The organism is Collinsella sp. LCP21S3_A3 (assembly GCF_052118905.1).
Taxonomy (GTDB): Bacteria; Actinomycetota; Coriobacteriia; order Coriobacteriales; family Coriobacteriaceae; genus Collinsella.
This window is the reverse complement of the sequence record NZ_JBQKGH010000001.1, coordinates 234,210-251,007: the sequence shown is the minus strand read 5'-3', so window position 1 is coordinate 251,007 and position 16,798 is coordinate 234,210. Positions and strand designations below refer to the sequence as shown.

Below are 16,798 nucleotides of genomic sequence, written 5' to 3'. Positions count from 1 at the left end.
TGCGGAACTCGACGCAAGCAAATATCAAATCCCTCGTTCGCGTTTCGGCTACAAAAAAGCTAATGGAAAGTTAGCGTTCGCCTTCGGCGAACAAAAAAGTGCCAGGACTGTCCGCAGTAGCGAGCAAAGGTCGAAGGACCCCGTAGCCCCTACAGGTCAGACGGCAAGCATATGTGCCCCGCCACGGCAGAAGCAGCCGCCACGGCCGGCGAGGCCAGATAGACCTCGGACGTGGGGTCGCCCATACGGCCGACAAAGTTGCGGTTGGTCGTAGAAACGCAACGCTCCCCCGCCGCCAAGATGCCCATGTAGCCGCCCAGGCACGGACCGCACGTGGGCGTGGAGAACACACAGTTGGCATCTAGGAAAATGTCGGTCAATCCCTCCTTCATGCACTGGCGGAAGACCGCCTGGGTCGCCGGAATCACGATGCAACGCAGCCCGTCGGCAACCTTATGGCCGCGCATGACTTCGGCCGCAGCACGCATATCCTCGATACGTCCGTTGGTGCACGAGCCGATTACCGCCTGGTCGATCATGATGTGACGGCTCTCGCTCACCGGATGGGTGTTGCTGGGCAGATGCGGCCACGATACACACGGCTTAATGTCGGCCGCGTCAATGGCAATAACCTGGGCATACTCGGCGTCTGGATCGGCGTGATACTCAACGTAATCACGTTCGCAGCGCCCCTTGAGCCAGGCGCGGGCAACATCATCGACCTCGATAATGCCCGCCTTGCCGCCCGCTTCGATCGCCATGTTCGAAATTGTCATGCGACCTTCCATCGACAGGCCCTCGATGGTGCTGCCGGCAAACTCCATGGCCTGGTACAGAGCACCGTCCACGCCGATCATGCCGATAATGTGCAGGATGATGTCCTTGGCGGTGGCGCCGTCCTCAAGCTCGCCATTAATCTCAAAGCGAATCGTCGGCGGAACCTTAAACCATGCGCGCCCCGTGGCAATGCCCACGCCGGCGTCTGTTGAGCCCACGCCGGTCGAAAACGCACCCAAGGCGCCATACGTGCAGGTATGCGAGTCGGCACCGATAATCAGATCGCCCGGGACCACCACGCCGCGCTCGGGCAGCAGGGCATGCTCAATGCCCGCGCAGCCTTGCTCGTAATAGTGCGTCACATGCTGCTCGTGCGCAAAATCTCGCATCTTTTTGGTCTGCTCGGCGCTCTTGATGTCCTTGTTGGGCGCATAGTGATCGGGCACCAGGCAAACGCGGTCGCGATCGAACACCTCGGTGGCACCCAGCTCGCGAAAGACATCGATCGCGATAGGTGCGGTAATATCGTTGGCGAGCACGATGTCCAGGTCGCATTCGACCAGCTGGCCCGGCTTTACCTCGTCCAGGCCTGCGTGTGCCGCCAAAATCTTCTCTGCTACGGTCATGGGACGTGCCATGTGATTCCCCTCTCAAGCGGGCTTTGCCCTGCCGAATATCGTTACTTGCCCGCCTTGGAACGGTTAGTCTGAATCATGCGGTTAATAGCGTTGATGTAAGCCTTGGCCGAGCTCACGATAATGTCGGTATCCGCGCCGCGGCCGGTGTAGATCTTGCCGTCCTCGGCGGTGATGCGCACCGTCACCTCGCCGATGGCGTCGATACCACGCGTAATGGCCTTAACGTTGAACTCCGTCAGCTCGCCATGGGCAGAGATGGCCTTGTCAACCGCTTTGTACGCCGCATCCACCGGACCGGTACCCGTCGAGCAAACCACCCGTGTCGCGCCGTCCTCGTCCGTGATGGTCGCCGTGGCCGTAGGAATAAGCGGGTCGCCGCAGGAAACCTGGAGCGCGTCGAGGGTGTAGATCGCCTTGACCTCGCGCTGGCGCTCCTGAATCATCGACTCCAGGTCCTCGTCAAAGACCTCTTTCTTTTGATCTGCAATCTCCAAGAAGCGCTGGTAGATCGACTCGAATTCCTCATCGCCAAACGTATAACCCAGCTCGGCGAGACGATGGCGCAGTGCCGCATGGCCCGAACGTGCCGAAAGGATAATCTCGGATCCCGCTGCACCCACGTCCTTGGGATCGATAATCTCGTAGGTGTCACGCGCCTTGAGCACGCCATCCTGGTGAATGCCCGAGCTGTGTGCAAACGCATTAGCGCCCACAATGGACTTGTTGGGCTGCACATTAATGCCAGTGATTGAGCTGACGAGCTTAGATGCGCGCGTGAGCTCGGTCGTCACGATATCGGTATGTGCATCCAGATCCTGCTCGTGCATCCTCATGGCCATGACGACCTCCTCGAGCGCCGTGTTGCCCGCGCGCTCGCCCAAGCCGTTGATGGTGCACTCGATCTGCGTCGCGCCATTGCGGACCGCCTCGAGTGCAAGGGCTGTGGCCATGCCCAGATCGTTATGCGTGTGGACCGAAATCGTAACGTCCTCGATTCCGGCCACGCGCTCGCGCAGATCGCGAATACGGGCGCCAAACTCCCAGGGCATGTTATAGCCCGTGGTGTCCGGAATATTCACGACCGTAGCGCCGGCCTTGATCGCTGCCTCGATAATGCGGACCAGGAACTCCTGATCGGAGCGGCCCGCATCCTCGGCATAAAACTCGACATCGTCGACAAACTTACGAGCATGCTTTACAGCGTGAACGGCACGCTCGATAGCCTCGTCTTCGGTCATATGGAGCTTGTCGCGCAAATGGCTGGGACTCACACCCAGACCGGTGTGGATACGGGGCCTCTGAGCCGTCTTGAGGGCTTCTGCGGCCACTTCGATATCCTTATCGACTGCACGGGTGAGACCGCATACCGTGCACCGGTCACCCGCGATCTTGCCAATCTCCTGTACGGAACGATAATCACCGGGGCTCGAAATAGGAAATCCCGCCTCGATCACGTCGACATTCATACGTACCAGCTGGCGTGCAATAACGAGCTTTTCCTCGGTATTCATGCTGGCGCCGGGAGACTGCTCCCCGTCACGAAGCGTTGTGTCAAAGATTGCGATTTTGCGGCTCATGATTTCCTCCTGACAGGCTAAAGATACAGATGGCTTTCAGGAGAGATGGAGTGCCTCAAGATAGAATAATACCCGTGTCGCTCATCACGCCCAAAAGCGGCGGAAGATAGCGCACCCGGGTACAACTAATCGTTATAGCGAAATTACAACCCTAGCGCGCTATCCAATCTAGTAGCGCTAGGCCTAGGAGCTGCTGTTTGTTATAGAACATGTCTGGCTCCTTTCAGCCTCGGGTATTCACTACATTGGGCTAAAGTGTAACACAGGCAAAACGACGCGCAACGGGGATTTTGAACCAAAACCACCACAAAGGCGCCTATCTCCTTCGTGTTGGTTTTGGCCCGAAATAGCAAGGAACCCGGTCCTGCACGAGACAGAACCGGGTTCCTTTAGCCATGCTTGCTTTGCTCAGGCAGTAACTAGAAGTTACTCAGCCAAGAAGTCACGCTGGACAGCGGGATCGACCTTGACGCCAGGGCCCATGGTGGAAGACACAGAGATGGACTTGACGTACTTGCCCTTAGCAGAAGAGGGCTTGACGCGCAGGATCTCGGTGTACAGGGCAGCGTAGTTCTCAACGAGCTGCTGCTCAGAGAAGGACTTCTTGCCCAGGGGCACGTGGCAGATGCCATAACGGTCGGCGCGATACTCAACGCGGCCGGCCTTGAGCTCGGAGACCATCTTGGCGACGTCCATGGTCACGGTGCCGAGCTTGGGGTTCGGCATGAGGCCACGGGGACCAAGGATCTTACCGATGCGGCCAACCTTGGCCATCATGTTCGGCGTAGCGATAGCGGCGTCGAAGTTGATCTCGCCCTTCTGGATCTGGGCGACGAGCTCGTCGGAACCGATGATGTCGGCGCCGGCAGCCTCGGCCTCACGGGCCTTCTCGCCCTCGGCGAAGACGGCAACACGAACGGTCTTGCCGGTGCCGTGGGGCAGGGAGATGGAACCACGGATGTTCTGGTCAGCCTTACGAGTATCGATGCCCAGACGGAAGTGGGCCTCGACGGTCTCGTCGAACTTGGCAGTGTCGAGCTCCTTGATGAGCTTGGCAGCCTGAAGGGGGGTGTAGAGCGTGGCGCGGTCGACCTTCTCGGCAGCGGCGTTATAGCTCTTACCATGCTTAGCCATGTGCATTACCTCCTGTGGTTAAACGGGCGTGAGCCCTCCCACATCGTATCGTGTGCCCTATTGCACACATTTAACGGGCGCCCCGGTCGGAGCACCCGTCGTTACCTAGAAAAACGCTACTCAGCGATGGTGACGCCCATGGAACGGGCGGTACCGGCGATGATCTTCTTGGCGGCGTCAATGTCGTTGGCATTGAGGTCCGGCATCTTGATCTCGGCGATCTTGGTGAGCTGCTCCTGAGAGAGCTGGCCAACCTTGTCGGCCTGGGGCTTAGCGGAACCAGACTTGAGGTTCAGCTCCTTCTTGATGAGGTGAGCCGCCGGCGGAGTCTTGGTGATGAAGGAGAAGGACTTATCCTCGTAGACAGAAATCTCAACGGGGATAATGTCGCCCTTCTTGTCCTGCGTCTCGGCGTTAAAGGCCTGGCAGAACTGCATGATGTTCACGCCAGCAGCGCCCAGGGCGGGGCCGACGGGAGGAGCGGGGTTAGCGGCACCAGCAGGAATCTGGAGCTTAATGACGTTGGCAACCTTCTTCTCAGCCATGGTCATTCCTTTCGAATCACGAGTGTGAAGTACTTGCTATATCGTAAGCACGCACGTGTTAGAAGCACTCCTGAGATGAGCAGTCACAGAAGAAGCACGCTCGCGCGAACGGACGAAAACTTAAGCGATGACAGCGACCTGGTTAAAGTCGAGCTCGACCGGCGTCTCGCGGCCAAAGATCATCAGCGTGACCTTGAGCTTGCCTGCCTCGGCGTTAACCTCGGAGACCTTGCCATCAAAGTCGGTAAGCGGGCCATCGGTGACGCGGACGGACGTACCGACCTCAATATCAACCGACGTACGCTTGGGCGAATCGCCCTTACCGGGACGACGAGTCATCTTATTGTACTCGTCGCGGGAAAGCGGAGCGGGCTTGCCGTTGCCGCCCAGGAAACCGGTGACGCCGGGCGTGTTGCGAACACACGTCCATGCATCGTCATCCATCTCCATGCGAACCAGGACATAACCCGGGAAGATCTTAGAATCCTTGGTCTCGCGCTTGCCACCCTCTTTGATCTCGGTGACGCGCTCCATAGGAATCTCAATATCAAAGATACGATCCTGCATGCCCATGGTCTCGATGCGATGCTCGAGATCGGACTTAACGCGGTTCTCGTATCCAGAGTAAGTGTGGACGACGTACCAACGCTTAGACATGGTTTAGCCCCTCAATCCAGAGAACAGAGCAAGAGCCTCGCCAAAGCCAGCATCGAGCAGAGCGATGACGACGCCGACGACGATCAGAGAAGCGCAAACGACGACCGAGTAGTTCACGAGCTCCTTCTTATCGGGCCACGTGACACGCTTCATCTCGGACTTCACCGAAGCAAAATACTTCTTGGTGCGGGCGAAGAAACCGGGCTTCTCGTTCTTCTTGGACTTCGCAGCCTTCTCGCTCTTCTTGGCAACGGCCTTCTTGGCCTCAACTTTGGAGTTGGCGGCAGCTTTGTTGGCAGGCGCCTGCTGCTGTGCCTTCTTCTTGTTCTTCTTGTTGGCCATTTGGGTTACCTCCGCGCAATGCGCTTATACATGAGTAAACCGTAAGCCCCCAAATGGGAGCTTACGGAATAATGACTGGCACGCCAGGAAGGACTCGAACCCTCAACACTCGGTTTTGGAGACCGATGCTCTACCAATTGAACTACTGGCGTATGTGACTAGAGACTAGCGAGTCTCTTTGTGCAGCGTATGGTGACGGCACCAGGGGCAATACTTCTTGATCTCCATACGATCAGGCATGTTCGCCTTGTTCTTAGTGGTCGTATAGTTGCGGCGCTTGCACTCAGTGCACGCAAGAGTAACTAGAGTACGCATGTATCCTGAACCTTTCATATCCGCCCCGTACGGGCACGAGTTGGTACTTTATCAGCTCTACGTAAGTGCTGTCAACGAAAACCTCGAATCAATTGGTTCTCGGTAGATCCATTCATATTTGGAACACATCAATGGAGCCAACGAGATCTAATCGATTCCTCACGCTCAACTTAAGAGCGAGCTAAGCGTAATCATCAGGCAAAAAGACCCACGTAGAAAAGAACCCGGCACCCATATAAGTGCCGGGTTCTCTAAGTCAGCTGTATCAGAGAGCTAATTTACTCAATGATCGTGGAGACGATGCCCGAACCGACGGTGTGGCCACCCTCGCGGATAGCGAAGCGCAGGCCCTCCTCCATAGCGATCGGGTGAATGAGGTCGCCCTCGATGGTGATGTGGTCACCAGGCATAGCCATCTCGGTGCCCTCGGGGAGCTTGACCGTACCGGTAACGTCGGTGGTACGGAAGTAGAACTGAGGACGATAACCATCGAAGAACGGGGTGTGACGGCCGCCCTCCTCCTTGGTCAGAACGTAGATCTCACCGGTGAACTTGGTGTGCGGGGTAACCGAACCGGGCTTGCAGAGAACCTGGCCGCGCTCGATGTCCTCGCGCTTGATGCCGCGGAGCAGCAGACCGACGTTGTCGCCAGCCTCGCAGAAGTCCATGGACTTACGGAACATCTCGATACCGGTAACGACGGTGTTCTGGGTATCCTTGATGCCGACGATCTCGACGGGCTCGTTGAGCTTGAGCTCACCGCGCTCGACACGGCCGGTAGCAACGGTACCACGGCCGGAGATGGTCATAACGTCCTCAACGGCCATCAGGAACGGGAGGTCGTTGTCACGAGCAGGCGTCGGGATGTACTCGTCGACGGCAGACATGAGCTCGCGAATGGCGTCCATCCACTTGGCGTCGCCCTCGAGAGCGCCCAGAGCGGAACCACGGATGACGGGGATGTCGTCGCCGGGGAATTCGTACTCGGAAAGGAGCTCACGGGTCTCCATCTCGACGAGGTCGATGAGCTCGTCATCGTCGACCATGTCGCACTTGTTCAGGAAGACGACGATGTAGGGAACGCCGACCTGACGGGCGAGCAGGATGTGCTCGCGGGTCTGAGCCATGGGGCCGTCGGTAGCGGCGATGACCAGGATAGCGCCGTCCATCTGAGCAGCACCGGAGATCATGTTCTTGACGTAGTCAGCGTGGCCCGGGCAGTCAACGTGAGCGTAGTGACGGGCAGCAGTCTCGTACTCGACGTGGGAGACGGAGATCGTAATGCCGCGCTCGCGCTCCTCGGGAGCCTTGTCGATGTTCTCGAACGCAGTGAAGTCAGCCTTGCAGCCCTCGGTCTCGGAGAGAACCTTGGTGATGGCAGCGGTCAGCGTGGTCTTGCCGTGGTCAACGTGACCAATGGTGCCGATGTTAACATGCGGCTTAGTGCGCTCAAACTTCTCTTTGGCCATAAAGCCCTCCTCTAAACAGGTCGTCCCCGGACGGGACTATGCCTTTATACCATAGTGGCCTCTCAACATACTATTGAGAAGCCACCGTGTTACCTATGGTAGCGGTGACTGGATTCGAACCAGTGACGCCACGGGTATGAACCGTGTGCTCTAACCAACTGAGCTACACCGCCGGATGGAGCCTGCAACCAGACTTGAACTGGTGACCTCTTCGTTACCAACGAAGTGCTCTACCGACTGAGCTATACAGGCACTTGACGGGTGGGAGCTATAGGATTCGAACCTATGTAGGCAGAGCCAACGGGTTTACAGCCCGTCCCCATTAACCACTCGGGCAAACTCCCAATCGTTCAAGTATCCGCAGGTTCTTTGGTCTTTTGGGCCTCCGCCCCCGCGAACGAAAAAGATAATACGATGCAACCTTGGGGGCTGTCAACGAAAACCTCTAAATACACGGTACCGGGCGTATCTATATACCTTTGACCTGCGGTTTTGCTGAATTTAGATATGAAGGACGGCGGATTTGGCTGCGCTGACGACATTTCCCAAGGGAACACTTTGGTGTGGTGGAGTACGCTTGCGGTATCGACTTTCGATAACGATCCTCGTGCGTCCGAATATCCTCGCTCAACCAGGATGGCTGGGACCGGTCCGGCCTTTGTCTCGATCTGTAACATTTAGAGAACATTTTCTCCCCTATTTGTTACAGATCGAGATGTTTCCCTGGCGGTTTCCCATTTATCTAAATCTGTAACAACAAGAACGGTTTTCCTTCCCTATTTGTTACAGATTGAGACACTTCTCAGCTCGACCCCAGATTGTCTAAATCTGTAACAGCTGGGAGCTGAATGCTCGTCCTCGTGTTACAGATCGAGACAAACCTGAAGCTTGGTGGGAGTCAAACCCGCTTATATATCGACATAAATAGAAACGGGCCCTGTCCCACTAGGGAACAGAGCCCGAAACTCTCATGGAGCCAGTGACAGGAATCGAACCCGCAACCCACTGATTACAAATCAGTTGCGCTACCGTTGCGCCACACTGGCACACTTGGCGCTTTCGCGCGAAGCCAATTAAGAATAAAGGAATTGCGGACGGGGCGCAACAGGCCCTTTGATCGACCATATCTCAAAACTATTCGTCAGAACGAATAGTTTTATCTGTTCGCCAGAACCAAAAACTATTCGTTTTGGCGATGTCAAGCCGCAACCCATTGATTACAAACCAGTTGGTTGATCAATCGAGAAAGCAGCTCCCCATAGAAGGTTTACCTACCTCCCGCGCAGGGCCTTGAGCTTGGCCAGTGCCTCGGGGCTCAGGCGACTGCCCAGAGTCATCTTGATCTGCGGAGCCTCCTCTGCCTCGCGGACGTCGTTATCGATCTGTTTGATCTCGTCCACCAGCATGCGGCTCGAGATACGCGTAACGCCCTTGCCCATGACGACGGCTTGAATTGTGCCGTCACTCGATACCACGGAGCACGCGCGGCCTTCCTCGCGCGCCTCAATGCAGAGCTTTTGTACCACGGTATCGGCCGATACGCCCGTCGGCGAAAACTCGATGCGCACGCCGCGAGCCGGCAGGTTGGGGCGCTCGCTAGAGATATTGCCAGCGCCGTCAAACACAATCACGGCCTCGTAGCGGCCCTGGGCAAAGGCGGCGACGTCGTTGATAAGGGCGGTGCGCGCCATATCGTGAACGTCGCTGGAATACGGATCGTCGGAATGGTCGTACACGAGCTTTTCGTAGCGCGGCGTGCAGTGGATCACATTGTAGCCGTCGACCACTAACAGCTCGGGCTTATTGGAGTGCACCGTGGAGACCGGGTCGGCAATAGCCTGCGCAAACGCATTGCCGCCCACGCCGTAGGTCGCGGCCGAGACAATCGGCTTGGCCGAGCCTTCGCCAAAGCGCTTGGCCTTAGACTTGGCGCGGTTCTTCTTGGACATGCGCTACTCCTCCCCCATGAGCTCGCCGGCGTTGCGACGTAGCCACTCAAAGCACAGTGCCGTCGTTGCCTGGGCAACGTTGAGGCTCTCGGTCATGCCACGCTGAGGAAGCTTGGTCAAAAAGTCGCATTTCTCGAGTACCAGGCGCGAGATGCCGTCGCCCTCGGAGCCCATGACAAGCGCCACGCGGCCCTCGAAGGGAGCATCCCAGCAACTGCCCTCGGCGTGCTCGGAGGCACCGCCCACCCAAAAGCCAGCGGCCTTAAGATCGTCGAGTGCACGAGCGATATTGGGGACCTGTGCGATAGGCAGATGCATGACGGCGCCGGCGGAGGTCTTGTAGCTACCAACGGTCACGCCGGCAGCGCGCTTGTTGGCAATAATGACGCCCGCCGCGCCCACGACCTCGGCGGAGCGCACGATGGCGCCAAAGTTACCGTCGTCGGTCACGTGGTCGAGCACCACGACAAGTGCCGGACCCTCGCCTGCACGGTCGAGGATATCGGCGACATCCGCATAAGGGAAGTTGCCCACCTCGAGCGCAATGCCCTGGTGAGCGCCGTGGCTCGACAGCGCATCGAGCTGCGCGCGCGGCACGTACTTAATGCGGACACACGCGGCGTTGAGGTCATCGACCAGACGAGACAGGGCGGCATCGCGCTCCCCGCCCTCGGCAATGAGCGCGCACTTGATGGGAAAACCGGTGCGCAGCGCCTCGACGGCAGCACGACGACCTTCGATAAACTCGCCCTTGGGAGCCTGGACAGCGTCGCGGTTGCGATCGCGCTGCGGACGCGCAGCTTGGGTGCGATCGCGCTGGCCCTTGGAAGCGGCAGCGCGGTCATTTCGGCGAATCGAACGCGAGCCAGAAGCGGCCTGCTTGCCGCCACGAGGCGCACGCTTGCGATTGTCGGCCATAGGACGGCCTCCTAAATACAACTATCAAACGAAACAAATAGACCGACCGCCCGAGGTGCGGCAGATTGCCTTGAAAGAGGAGGGCATAGACCTTGGGGCCATGCCCGACGATTGAAAGGCAAGGTGCCGTGGCTCGTGCGGTCGGGTGCTTGGGAAACCCGCAGGGGTTAGAGGGATTTGATACGGGTGCCGGCAGCGGTATCTTCAATCGTCAGGCCCAGGTCCTTGAGCTGATCGCGGATGGCGTCTGCCAAGTCCCAGTTCTTGGCGGCACGGGCCTCGGCGCGAGCCTCGAGAATCTTGGCAGCGGCCTCGTCCACGTCGTCACCAGTGTAGGCAACCAAGCCAGCAGCAACGCCCAAAAGGCCCAGCGGCAGCTCGACCTTGGGCTCGGGAAGCTCAACGCCAAACGTATCGAGCAGCTCGACCAGCGTATCGGCGGCAGCAAGAGCCGCGGCCTTGTCGGCAGCGTCGCCCGCCTGCTCCAGATACTGATTGCACTCGGTGACAAAACCAAAGACGGCGCCCATGGCACCGGCGGTGTTAAAGTCGTCGTCCATGCACTCCTTAAAGGCGGCACGGGTCTCGGCAGCCTTGGCGGCAAACGCCTCAGATGCTGCCTCATCGGCATCGGCCGTCGCATGGTTCGCGGCCCAGCGCAGGTTCTCGACCGTACCGGCGATACGCGTGAGCGAATTCTCGGCACCCTCCAGGCGCTCCCAGGAGAAGTCGAGCGGCGAGCGATAGCTCGTCTGCAGCATCAGCAGGCGCAGGGCGGCAGCGGAGTGCTGCTCGAGCACCTCGGCCAGCGTAAAGAAGTTACCAAGCGACTTGGACATCTTCTCGCCGTCGACCAGCAGCATGCCCGTGTGCATCCAGGTGTTGGAGAAGCCCTGGTGCCAGGCGCAGGCAGCCTGGGCGCACTCGTTCTCGTGATGCGGGAAGGCAAGGTCGGAGCCACCGCCGTGAATGTCGATCGGGGTACCCAGGTAGCGGTGCACCATGGCGGCGCACTCGGTGTGCCAACCGGGACGGCCCTCGCCCCAGGGGCTCGGCCAGCTGGGCTCGCCGGGCTTGGCGGCCTTCCACAGGGCAAAGTCGAGCGGGTCGTTCTTGTCCTCGTTCTCCTCGATGCGCGCACCCACCATGAGGTCGTCGATGTTGCGGCCCGAGACCTGCCCGTAGTTGGGATCGCTGCGCACGGAAAAGTACACGTCGCCGTTATCGGCGGCGTAAGCGTGGCCTTGCTCGATGAGCGCCTTGATCATGGCAATCATGGGGCCGATCTCCTTGGTGGCGCGGGGGCGCACATCGGGATCGAGCACGTTGGCAGCGCGCATGACGCCAATAAACTTATCCGAGAACTCCGTCGCGACCTCGGCGGCCGTACGGCCCTGCTCGTTGGCACGCTTGATGATCTTGTCGTCGACATCGGTAAGGTTCTGGGCGAACGTGACCTCGTAGCCGCTCGCGATGAGCCAGCGTCGAATCACATCGAAGCTGATGAACGTGCGGGCGTTGCCGATGTGGATGTTGTCGTAAACCGTGGGTCCGCACACGTACATACGGACCTTGCCGGGCTCGATGGGCTGGAACTCTTCCTTTTTATGGGTAGCGCTGTTGTAGATACGCATTCGTTACTCCTTAACGGTTTTCTGTAGCAGGCAGACGGCCCAGGCGCCAATTCCCTCGCCTTGACCTTCCCAACCGAGCTTTTCGGTCGTGGTGGCGGCGACGCCCACGTTTTCGACGTCAACGCCCAGGGCATGGGCCAAGTTGGCACGCATGGCATCGCGGTGCGGGGTGATCTTAGGCTGCTGGCAGGCAATGGTGCAGTCGGCATCGACAAACTCAAAGCCCAGCTCGCGCGCATAGTCCATTACGCGGGCAAGCAACACCATCGAGTCGGCACCCTCGTAGGCGGGGTCGGTGTCGGGGAACAGCTTGCCAATGTCTCCCCCGCGGCAGGCGCCCAGAATAGCGTCGGCCAGCGCGTGCGCGAGCACATCGGCATCCGAGTGGCCCAGCAGGCCGCGCTCGTAGGGAATGTCGACCCCGCCGATGATACATCGACGCCCCTCCACCAAACGGTGGACGTCGTAGCCGTGGCCAATGCGCAGGTTACTGAACATGGGGAAGGTCCTCTCTCTCGGCCATCCGCCCGAGCAAAATTGCGGTTACGGGACGCAAGTCCTCGGGCACCGTCACCTTAAGGTTGTCGCGCGGGCTCTGGACGCAGTGGACGCGCCCACCCATGCGCTCGACCAGTGACGAATCGTCCGTACCGATAAAGCCCTCGGCAATCGCCGCGGCATGGGCGCGTTTCATGGCGTCGACACTAAAGATCTGCGGCGTCTGCGCGGCCCAATAGAGTTCGCGTGGCGGCGTCTCGACGATGTTGTCCCCATCGACGATCTTGAGCGTGTCGATCGCGGGCTGGCCACACACGACACCGTCGAGCGAGCGGTCACTCACGAGCACGTCGATAGCGTGATCGATGGCCTCGGTAGTAATGAGCGGACGAGCGCCGTCGTGAATGGCGACGTATTCAAAGCCTGCCGGCACCGCATGCACGCCGGCACGAGTGGAGTCCTGGCGGGTATCGCCGGCATCGGCGAAGCTGATGGGCGTGTTATACGAATACGGGCTGATGGCCAGGCGGCGCATCTCGGCACGGCGCTCGGCAGGGCAAACCACGACGATGTGGCCGACCTTATCGCTACGGTCAAACGCGCGGATGGACCAGCTCATAAGCGGACGGCCCGCTACATTGACGAGCTGCTTGCCACCGGGATTACCAAAGCGCTGGCCGCTGCCACCGGCAACGACCACGGCGCATACGGGCGCCATTATGCGTTCCCCTGTTTGGTGCCCTTCATGCGGTACAGGGAGTCCGCAAGAATGGCAGGGTTGTTAACGCCAAAGTCGCCCAGGCGCTCAGGATCCTTGCTGATGTCGTCCATGAGCTCCTGCAGCGAGCCATACTCGTCGACGATCTTCTCGGCCACGCCGTCGCGCACGACGGACACGCGCGAAAGCGTGCGCAGGCCCAGCGGCGTCATGACGGAGTCCTCGTCCAAGTCGTCGTAGCCCAGAACCGCCGCCACATGCTGCGGGTCGGACAAGTCCTTGGGCGTCATGCGGCTAAGCTCGGCACGGATCTTCTCGGCGTTTGCCTCGGAGGAATCGCTTGCGTAGTCGCGAATCATCAAGTCGTACTCGGTATCCATGCTGGAGCCGGCGAGCTGCTCGAGCTGCATCTGCACGAGCTTGCCCTGGTTGCCCAGCTTGACAATGCAATCCTTAAGCTCGGTCTTTGCCTGCTGCATGATCTCGAAACTCGAGAAAATGCCGGTGATGTCGGCGAGCGTGACGTAGTCGTCCAGCTCGAGGGCCGTCAGACGCAGCAGGGAGCGGTCGAGCGACTGACGGGTGGTCTGAAGCGTAGCGACGAGCTGGTTGACCGAGCTCATGATGGTGGTGACGGGCTGAATCTCATAGCTCTTGCCGTGCACATACACGTTGACGACGGCACGACGGGCCGAGACCGAGATCACGATGGCGTCGGTGAGCACCGACATGCGAGCGGCAGTACGGTGACGCATGCCCGTCTCGCTCGTGGCGAGCGAGGGGTCGGGATTGAGGTGGAAATTGGCGCGCAGAATCTGGGTAAGGTCGCCGTCGATGACGATGGCGCCGTCCATCTTGGAAAGCTCGAACAGGCGGTTCGAGGTAAACGAAATGTTGAGCGGGAAGCCGTCGTTACCGGCAGCGAGCACGTTTTCGGTGTCGCCGACGCAGATAAGCGCGCCCAGGTGACCGGCGATGATCATGTCAAGGGCGGTGCGGATCGGCTGACCAGGTGCCGTCAGGCGGATGGCCTGTTCCATACGCTTTTGCAGCTCGTTCTTATCCAAGGCATCGCTCCCATCGTATACGCTCCATAAACGTCAATAAGTTTCTCACGGTTTGCCCCTGTGACGCCCGCAAATTCCGATGCTTACAGAATGAGCGAACACCGCTTAGGTAGCTCATTTGGGACGGGGCTCTTTTGGCTGCTCATGTGGTAGCATCGGGTCTCATATAAATGAGGGAGTGGTCGTGTAATCGGGTTCGCCCGGAGAGAGGGAGCCAGACTATGGGACTCGCAGAGCTCGTGTTGCTCGCCGTTGGCCTTTCGATGGACGCCTTTGCCGTTTCCATCTGCAAGGGTCTCGGCATGAAAAAGGTCAACCTTAAAGTCGCCGTTGTGCTCGGCCTGTTCTTTGGCGGCTTTCAGGCCGGCATGCCCGTAATCGGTTGGGCACTCGGCGGCCAGTTCATGGGCATCATCGGTCCCATTGACCATTGGATTGCCTTTATCCTTTTGGCCTTTATCGGCGGCAAGATGCTGTGGGAAGCCTTTACTGAAGACGAGGATGAGGACGAAGGCGACGGCAAGGATGCCGAAAAGATCGACCTGGGCGAGTACCTAATCCTTGCCATCGCCACCTCGATTGACGCGCTCGCCGTGGGCATCTCGTTTGCCGCGCTCTCGGTCGATATCGTGCCCTCTGTATCACTTATCGGCGTCACAACGTTTATCTTCTCCGTCGCCGGCGTAGCGATCGGCCACACCTTTGGCGCGCGCTACGAAAAACCCGCCACCATCGTGGGTGGCGTCGTACTCGTCCTCATCGGGCTTAAGATCCTACTTGAGCACCTTGGGATCCTCGCACTGTAACGAATAACGGCCGCCCGGCATTACGCCAGGCGGCCGTTTTCATAGCCAGCCGTTTTAGAGCGGCTTAACCAAGGCGACCTTTACGCGGCAAGGCGCTTGAGGACGTCGATGAGCAGCTCGTAGAAGCGCTCGGCAGAAGCGAGCTCCATGCTCTCGTCCGGGGTGTGGACATCGGAGAGCGTCGGGCCCACGGCGATGGCGTCCAGGCCGTGCAGGGCCTCGGCAAACAGGCCGCACTCAAGGCCGGCGTGAATGGACTCGATGCGCAGCTCGGAGCCAAAGAGCTCGCGATAGCTCTCGATAAAGACGTCGCGGACCGGCGAATGCTCGGCATAGCTCCAGCCGGGATACTCGAACTCAAACTTGGCGTCGAAGCCCAAGACATCGGCCAGCGTCTGCAGGCGGTCCTTGAACTCGTTCTGCAGCGAGGTGATCGAGGAGCGCGGGGACAGCATGATCTTGACCTCGTCGTCAGAAGTGGCAACCACACCGATGTTGGAGGAAACCTCGACGGAGCCGTCGGTAGCAACGTTGCGGCGGATCACGCCATTGGGGGCAAGACGCAGGGCGCGGATGAGGGCAAGCGCGGACTTCTCGTCCATGGCCTCGACCTCGGCGTCGTCGGCAATCTCGACAGTGCAGGTAAAGCCGGGGTCGAAGACCTCGAGCTCGGCAGCGACGTCGGCGATAATGCCCTTTGCGATCTGGGCCGCGGCCTCGGCGGCAGCGTGGTCGGCGTAGACCAGAACAGCCTTGCACTCACGGTTGATGGCGTTGTCCTTGGTGCCGCCGTTAAAGCTAACGATGGCGGGCTCGCCGGCAACCATCAGGCGGTCGATGATGCGGGCCATGATGAGGTTGCCGTTGCCGCGCTCCAGGTGGATATCGCTGCCGGAGTGACCGCCCAGCAGGCCGGAGATGTCGAACGTGAGGGTACTACCGGTCTTGTGCTCGCGCGCGATCGGGCAGGTGTAGGTAACGACGACGCCGCCGGCGCAGCTGACGGTGGCAACGCCCTCTTCCTCGGAGTCAAGGTTGATCATGGTGCGGGCGCTAATCTGGGACTTGTCGAGCGTCTCGGCGCCGACCAGGCCAGTCTCCTCGTCGGTGGTGAATACGCACTCGAGGGCGGGGTGAACGATCGAATCGTCATCGAGAACAGTGAGCATCAGAGCGACGGCGATACCGTTGTCGGCGCCCAGCGTGGTGCCGTTAGCGGTGAGAACGCCGTCCTTGACGAGCAGGTCGATACCATCGGTCGTAAAGTCGTGCTCAACGGAGCCCAATTTGTCGCACACCATATCGATGTGGCCCTGCAGCATCACGGTCGGGGCATTCTCGGCACCGGCAGATGCGGGCTTGCGAATGATGACGTTGTAGACCTCGTCCTGATACACATCGAGGCCGCGCTCCTTGGCAAACGCAACCAGGAAATCGCTGATGCCCTTCTCGTTGCCAGACCCACGGGGGATCGCGCTGACCTCCTCAAAGAAATGGAACAGCTGGGCGGGCTCATAGCCGGTGATCTTGTAGTCCATGGTGCCTCCTTGGCGCAACTGGTTAGACAATAAGACATGCGCCTTGTATATTCCCAGACTTCGTTTGCATAAACCAGTCGAAAACGCCGAGCGCTCTCGCATCATCGGCTAACGGCGGAGAAACGCCACTTTATTAAGATAAAGCAGGTAGACGGACCGCGCCGAAGGGACGTTGGACCCTTCAACCAACCTCAACGCTTGATCAACGCTTATGCA

At 59.3% G+C, this 16,798-nt stretch carries 16 protein-coding genes and 5 tRNA genes; 1 reads left to right on the top strand and 20 read right to left on the bottom strand.

The features are described from left to right. Positions 1 to 149 precede the first annotated feature (149 nt). The 19 genes from leuC to disA all read right to left on the bottom strand — a co-directional run bounded on the left by leuC (position 150) and on the right by disA (position 14,211). The gene (gene leuC / locus ACTQ0H_RS01145; protein ID WP_441063307.1) at positions 150 to 1,415 is read right to left on the bottom strand and encodes a 3-isopropylmalate dehydratase large subunit; all 1,266 of its coding nucleotides are present in this window, start codon (positions 1,413 to 1,415) and stop codon (positions 150 to 152) included. A 41-nt stretch (positions 1,416 to 1,456) separates the two neighbouring features. Beyond that, positions 1,457 to 2,992 (bottom strand): 2-isopropylmalate synthase, encoded by a 1,536-nt coding sequence (locus ACTQ0H_RS01140; protein ID WP_441538149.1) that lies wholly within the window; start codon positions 2,990 to 2,992, stop codon positions 1,457 to 1,459. A 426-nt stretch (positions 2,993 to 3,418) separates the two neighbouring features. Next, positions 3,419 to 4,126: a 50S ribosomal protein L1 gene (gene rplA, locus ACTQ0H_RS01135; RefSeq protein WP_154514750.1), complete on the bottom strand. Its 708-nt coding sequence runs from the start codon at positions 4,124 to 4,126 to the stop codon at positions 3,419 to 3,421. A 116-nt stretch (positions 4,127 to 4,242) separates the two neighbouring features. Then, entirely contained in the window at positions 4,243 to 4,671 is a 429-nt protein-coding gene (gene rplK, locus ACTQ0H_RS01130; RefSeq protein ID WP_022093893.1) for a 50S ribosomal protein L11, read from the bottom strand. A 120-nt stretch (positions 4,672 to 4,791) separates the two neighbouring features. After that, positions 4,792 to 5,328: a transcription termination/antitermination protein NusG gene (gene nusG / locus ACTQ0H_RS01125; protein WP_427718370.1), complete on the bottom strand. Its 537-nt coding sequence runs from the start codon at positions 5,326 to 5,328 to the stop codon at positions 4,792 to 4,794. Between the two features lie 3 nt (positions 5,329 to 5,331). Next, positions 5,332 to 5,670, bottom strand: a complete 339-nt coding sequence (secE, locus tag ACTQ0H_RS01120; protein ID WP_154514754.1) for a preprotein translocase subunit SecE — start codon at positions 5,668 to 5,670, stop codon at positions 5,332 to 5,334. A 76-nt stretch (positions 5,671 to 5,746) separates the two neighbouring features. Next, a tRNA-Trp gene (locus tag ACTQ0H_RS01115) sits at positions 5,747 to 5,822 on the bottom strand. Positions 5,823 to 5,835: 13 nt separating this feature from the next. After that, positions 5,836 to 5,985, bottom strand: a complete 150-nt coding sequence (gene rpmG, locus ACTQ0H_RS01110) for a 50S ribosomal protein L33 (protein WP_102372646.1) — start codon at positions 5,983 to 5,985, stop codon at positions 5,836 to 5,838. Positions 5,986 to 6,263: 278 nt separating this feature from the next. Then, entirely contained in the window at positions 6,264 to 7,454 is a 1,191-nt protein-coding gene (tuf, locus tag ACTQ0H_RS01105; protein ID WP_154514756.1) for an elongation factor Tu, read from the bottom strand. A 96-nt stretch (positions 7,455 to 7,550) separates the two neighbouring features. Next, a tRNA-Met gene (locus tag ACTQ0H_RS01100) sits at positions 7,551 to 7,627 on the bottom strand. A 3-nt stretch (positions 7,628 to 7,630) separates the two neighbouring features. After that, positions 7,631 to 7,706 (bottom strand) — tRNA-Thr (locus ACTQ0H_RS01095). A 10-nt stretch (positions 7,707 to 7,716) separates the two neighbouring features. Then, positions 7,717 to 7,798, bottom strand: a tRNA-Tyr gene (locus ACTQ0H_RS01090). 627 nt (positions 7,799 to 8,425) lie between these two features. Beyond that, a tRNA-Thr gene (locus tag ACTQ0H_RS01085) sits at positions 8,426 to 8,500 on the bottom strand. A gap of 225 nt (positions 8,501 to 8,725) precedes the next feature. Further along, a complete protein-coding gene (locus tag ACTQ0H_RS01080; RefSeq protein ID WP_154514764.1) occupies positions 8,726 to 9,403 on the bottom strand; it encodes an NYN domain-containing protein in 678 nt (225 codons plus the stop codon). Positions 9,404 to 9,406: 3 nt separating this feature from the next. Next, positions 9,407 to 10,321: a 23S rRNA (guanosine(2251)-2'-O)-methyltransferase RlmB gene (gene rlmB, locus ACTQ0H_RS01075; RefSeq protein WP_441538151.1), complete on the bottom strand. Its 915-nt coding sequence runs from the start codon at positions 10,319 to 10,321 to the stop codon at positions 9,407 to 9,409. A 167-nt stretch (positions 10,322 to 10,488) separates the two neighbouring features. Then, entirely contained in the window at positions 10,489 to 11,955 is a 1,467-nt protein-coding gene (gene cysS, locus ACTQ0H_RS01070) for a cysteine--tRNA ligase (protein WP_154514768.1), read from the bottom strand. A 3-nt stretch (positions 11,956 to 11,958) separates the two neighbouring features. Beyond that, the gene (ispF, locus tag ACTQ0H_RS01065) at positions 11,959 to 12,453 is read right to left on the bottom strand and encodes a 2-C-methyl-D-erythritol 2,4-cyclodiphosphate synthase (RefSeq protein ID WP_006234975.1); all 495 of its coding nucleotides are present in this window, start codon (positions 12,451 to 12,453) and stop codon (positions 11,959 to 11,961) included. Beyond that, positions 12,443 to 13,171 carry a 2-C-methyl-D-erythritol 4-phosphate cytidylyltransferase gene (gene ispD, locus ACTQ0H_RS01060; protein WP_441538154.1) on the bottom strand — a complete coding sequence of 243 codons (729 nt, stop codon included), beginning with the start codon at positions 13,169 to 13,171 and terminating at the stop codon, positions 12,443 to 12,445. Before ispD ends, ispF begins: the two co-directional genes overlap by 11 nt. Continuing rightward, positions 13,171 to 14,211, bottom strand: a complete 1,041-nt coding sequence (gene disA, locus ACTQ0H_RS01055) for a DNA integrity scanning diadenylate cyclase DisA (RefSeq protein WP_370450554.1) — start codon at positions 14,209 to 14,211, stop codon at positions 13,171 to 13,173. Before disA ends, ispD begins: the two co-directional genes overlap by 1 nt. 248 nt (positions 14,212 to 14,459) lie before the next feature. Here disA and ACTQ0H_RS01050 point away from each other — a divergent pair, with 248 nt between their 5' ends. Continuing rightward, on the top strand, positions 14,460 to 15,044 hold the full coding sequence (locus tag ACTQ0H_RS01050) for a manganese efflux pump MntP (protein ID WP_441538156.1): 585 nt from the start codon (positions 14,460 to 14,462) through the stop codon (positions 15,042 to 15,044). 80 nt (positions 15,045 to 15,124) lie between these two features. Here the strand turns inward: ACTQ0H_RS01050 and ACTQ0H_RS01045 are convergent, their stop codons facing one another. Then, the gene (locus ACTQ0H_RS01045) at positions 15,125 to 16,582 is read right to left on the bottom strand and encodes an aminoacyl-histidine dipeptidase (RefSeq protein WP_441538158.1); all 1,458 of its coding nucleotides are present in this window, start codon (positions 16,580 to 16,582) and stop codon (positions 15,125 to 15,127) included. Positions 16,583 to 16,798: the final 216 nt, after the last annotated feature.

Bases quoted from the DNA above. Each gene is read 5' to 3' on its own strand.
- ACTQ0H_RS01045 (WP_441538158.1), bottom strand. From the start codon at position 16,582: ATGGACTACAAGATCACCGGCTATGAGCCCGCCCAGCTGTTCCATTTC.
- tuf (WP_154514756.1), bottom strand. From the start codon at position 7,454: ATGGCCAAAGAGAAGTTTGAGCGCACTAAGCCGCATGTTAACATCGGC.
- secE (WP_154514754.1), bottom strand. From the start codon at position 5,670: ATGGCCAACAAGAAGAACAAGAAGAAGGCACAGCAGCAGGCGCCTGCC.
- nusG (WP_427718370.1), bottom strand. From the start codon at position 5,328: ATGTCTAAGCGTTGGTACGTCGTCCACACTTACTCTGGATACGAGAAC.
- rplK (WP_022093893.1), bottom strand. From the start codon at position 4,671: ATGGCTGAGAAGAAGGTTGCCAACGTCATTAAGCTCCAGATTCCTGCT.
- ACTQ0H_RS01140 (WP_441538149.1), bottom strand. From the start codon at position 2,992: ATGAGCCGCAAAATCGCAATCTTTGACACAACGCTTCGTGACGGGGAG.
- ispD (WP_441538154.1), bottom strand. From the start codon at position 13,171: ATGGCGCCCGTATGCGCCGTGGTCGTTGCCGGTGGCAGCGGCCAGCGC.
- rlmB (WP_441538151.1), bottom strand. From the start codon at position 10,321: ATGGCCGACAATCGCAAGCGTGCGCCTCGTGGCGGCAAGCAGGCCGCT.
- cysS (WP_154514768.1), bottom strand. From the start codon at position 11,955: ATGCGTATCTACAACAGCGCTACCCATAAAAAGGAAGAGTTCCAGCCC.
- ACTQ0H_RS01050 (WP_441538156.1), top strand. From the start codon at position 14,460: ATGGGACTCGCAGAGCTCGTGTTGCTCGCCGTTGGCCTTTCGATGGAC.
- rplA (WP_154514750.1), bottom strand. From the start codon at position 4,126: ATGGCTAAGCATGGTAAGAGCTATAACGCCGCTGCCGAGAAGGTCGAC.
- disA (WP_370450554.1), bottom strand. From the start codon at position 14,211: ATGGAACAGGCCATCCGCCTGACGGCACCTGGTCAGCCGATCCGCACC.
- ispF (WP_006234975.1), bottom strand. From the start codon at position 12,453: ATGTTCAGTAACCTGCGCATTGGCCACGGCTACGACGTCCACCGTTTG.
- rpmG (WP_102372646.1), bottom strand. From the start codon at position 5,985: ATGCGTACTCTAGTTACTCTTGCGTGCACTGAGTGCAAGCGCCGCAAC.
- leuC (WP_441063307.1), bottom strand. From the start codon at position 1,415: ATGGCACGTCCCATGACCGTAGCAGAGAAGATTTTGGCGGCACACGCA.
- ACTQ0H_RS01080 (WP_154514764.1), bottom strand. From the start codon at position 9,403: ATGTCCAAGAAGAACCGCGCCAAGTCTAAGGCCAAGCGCTTTGGCGAA.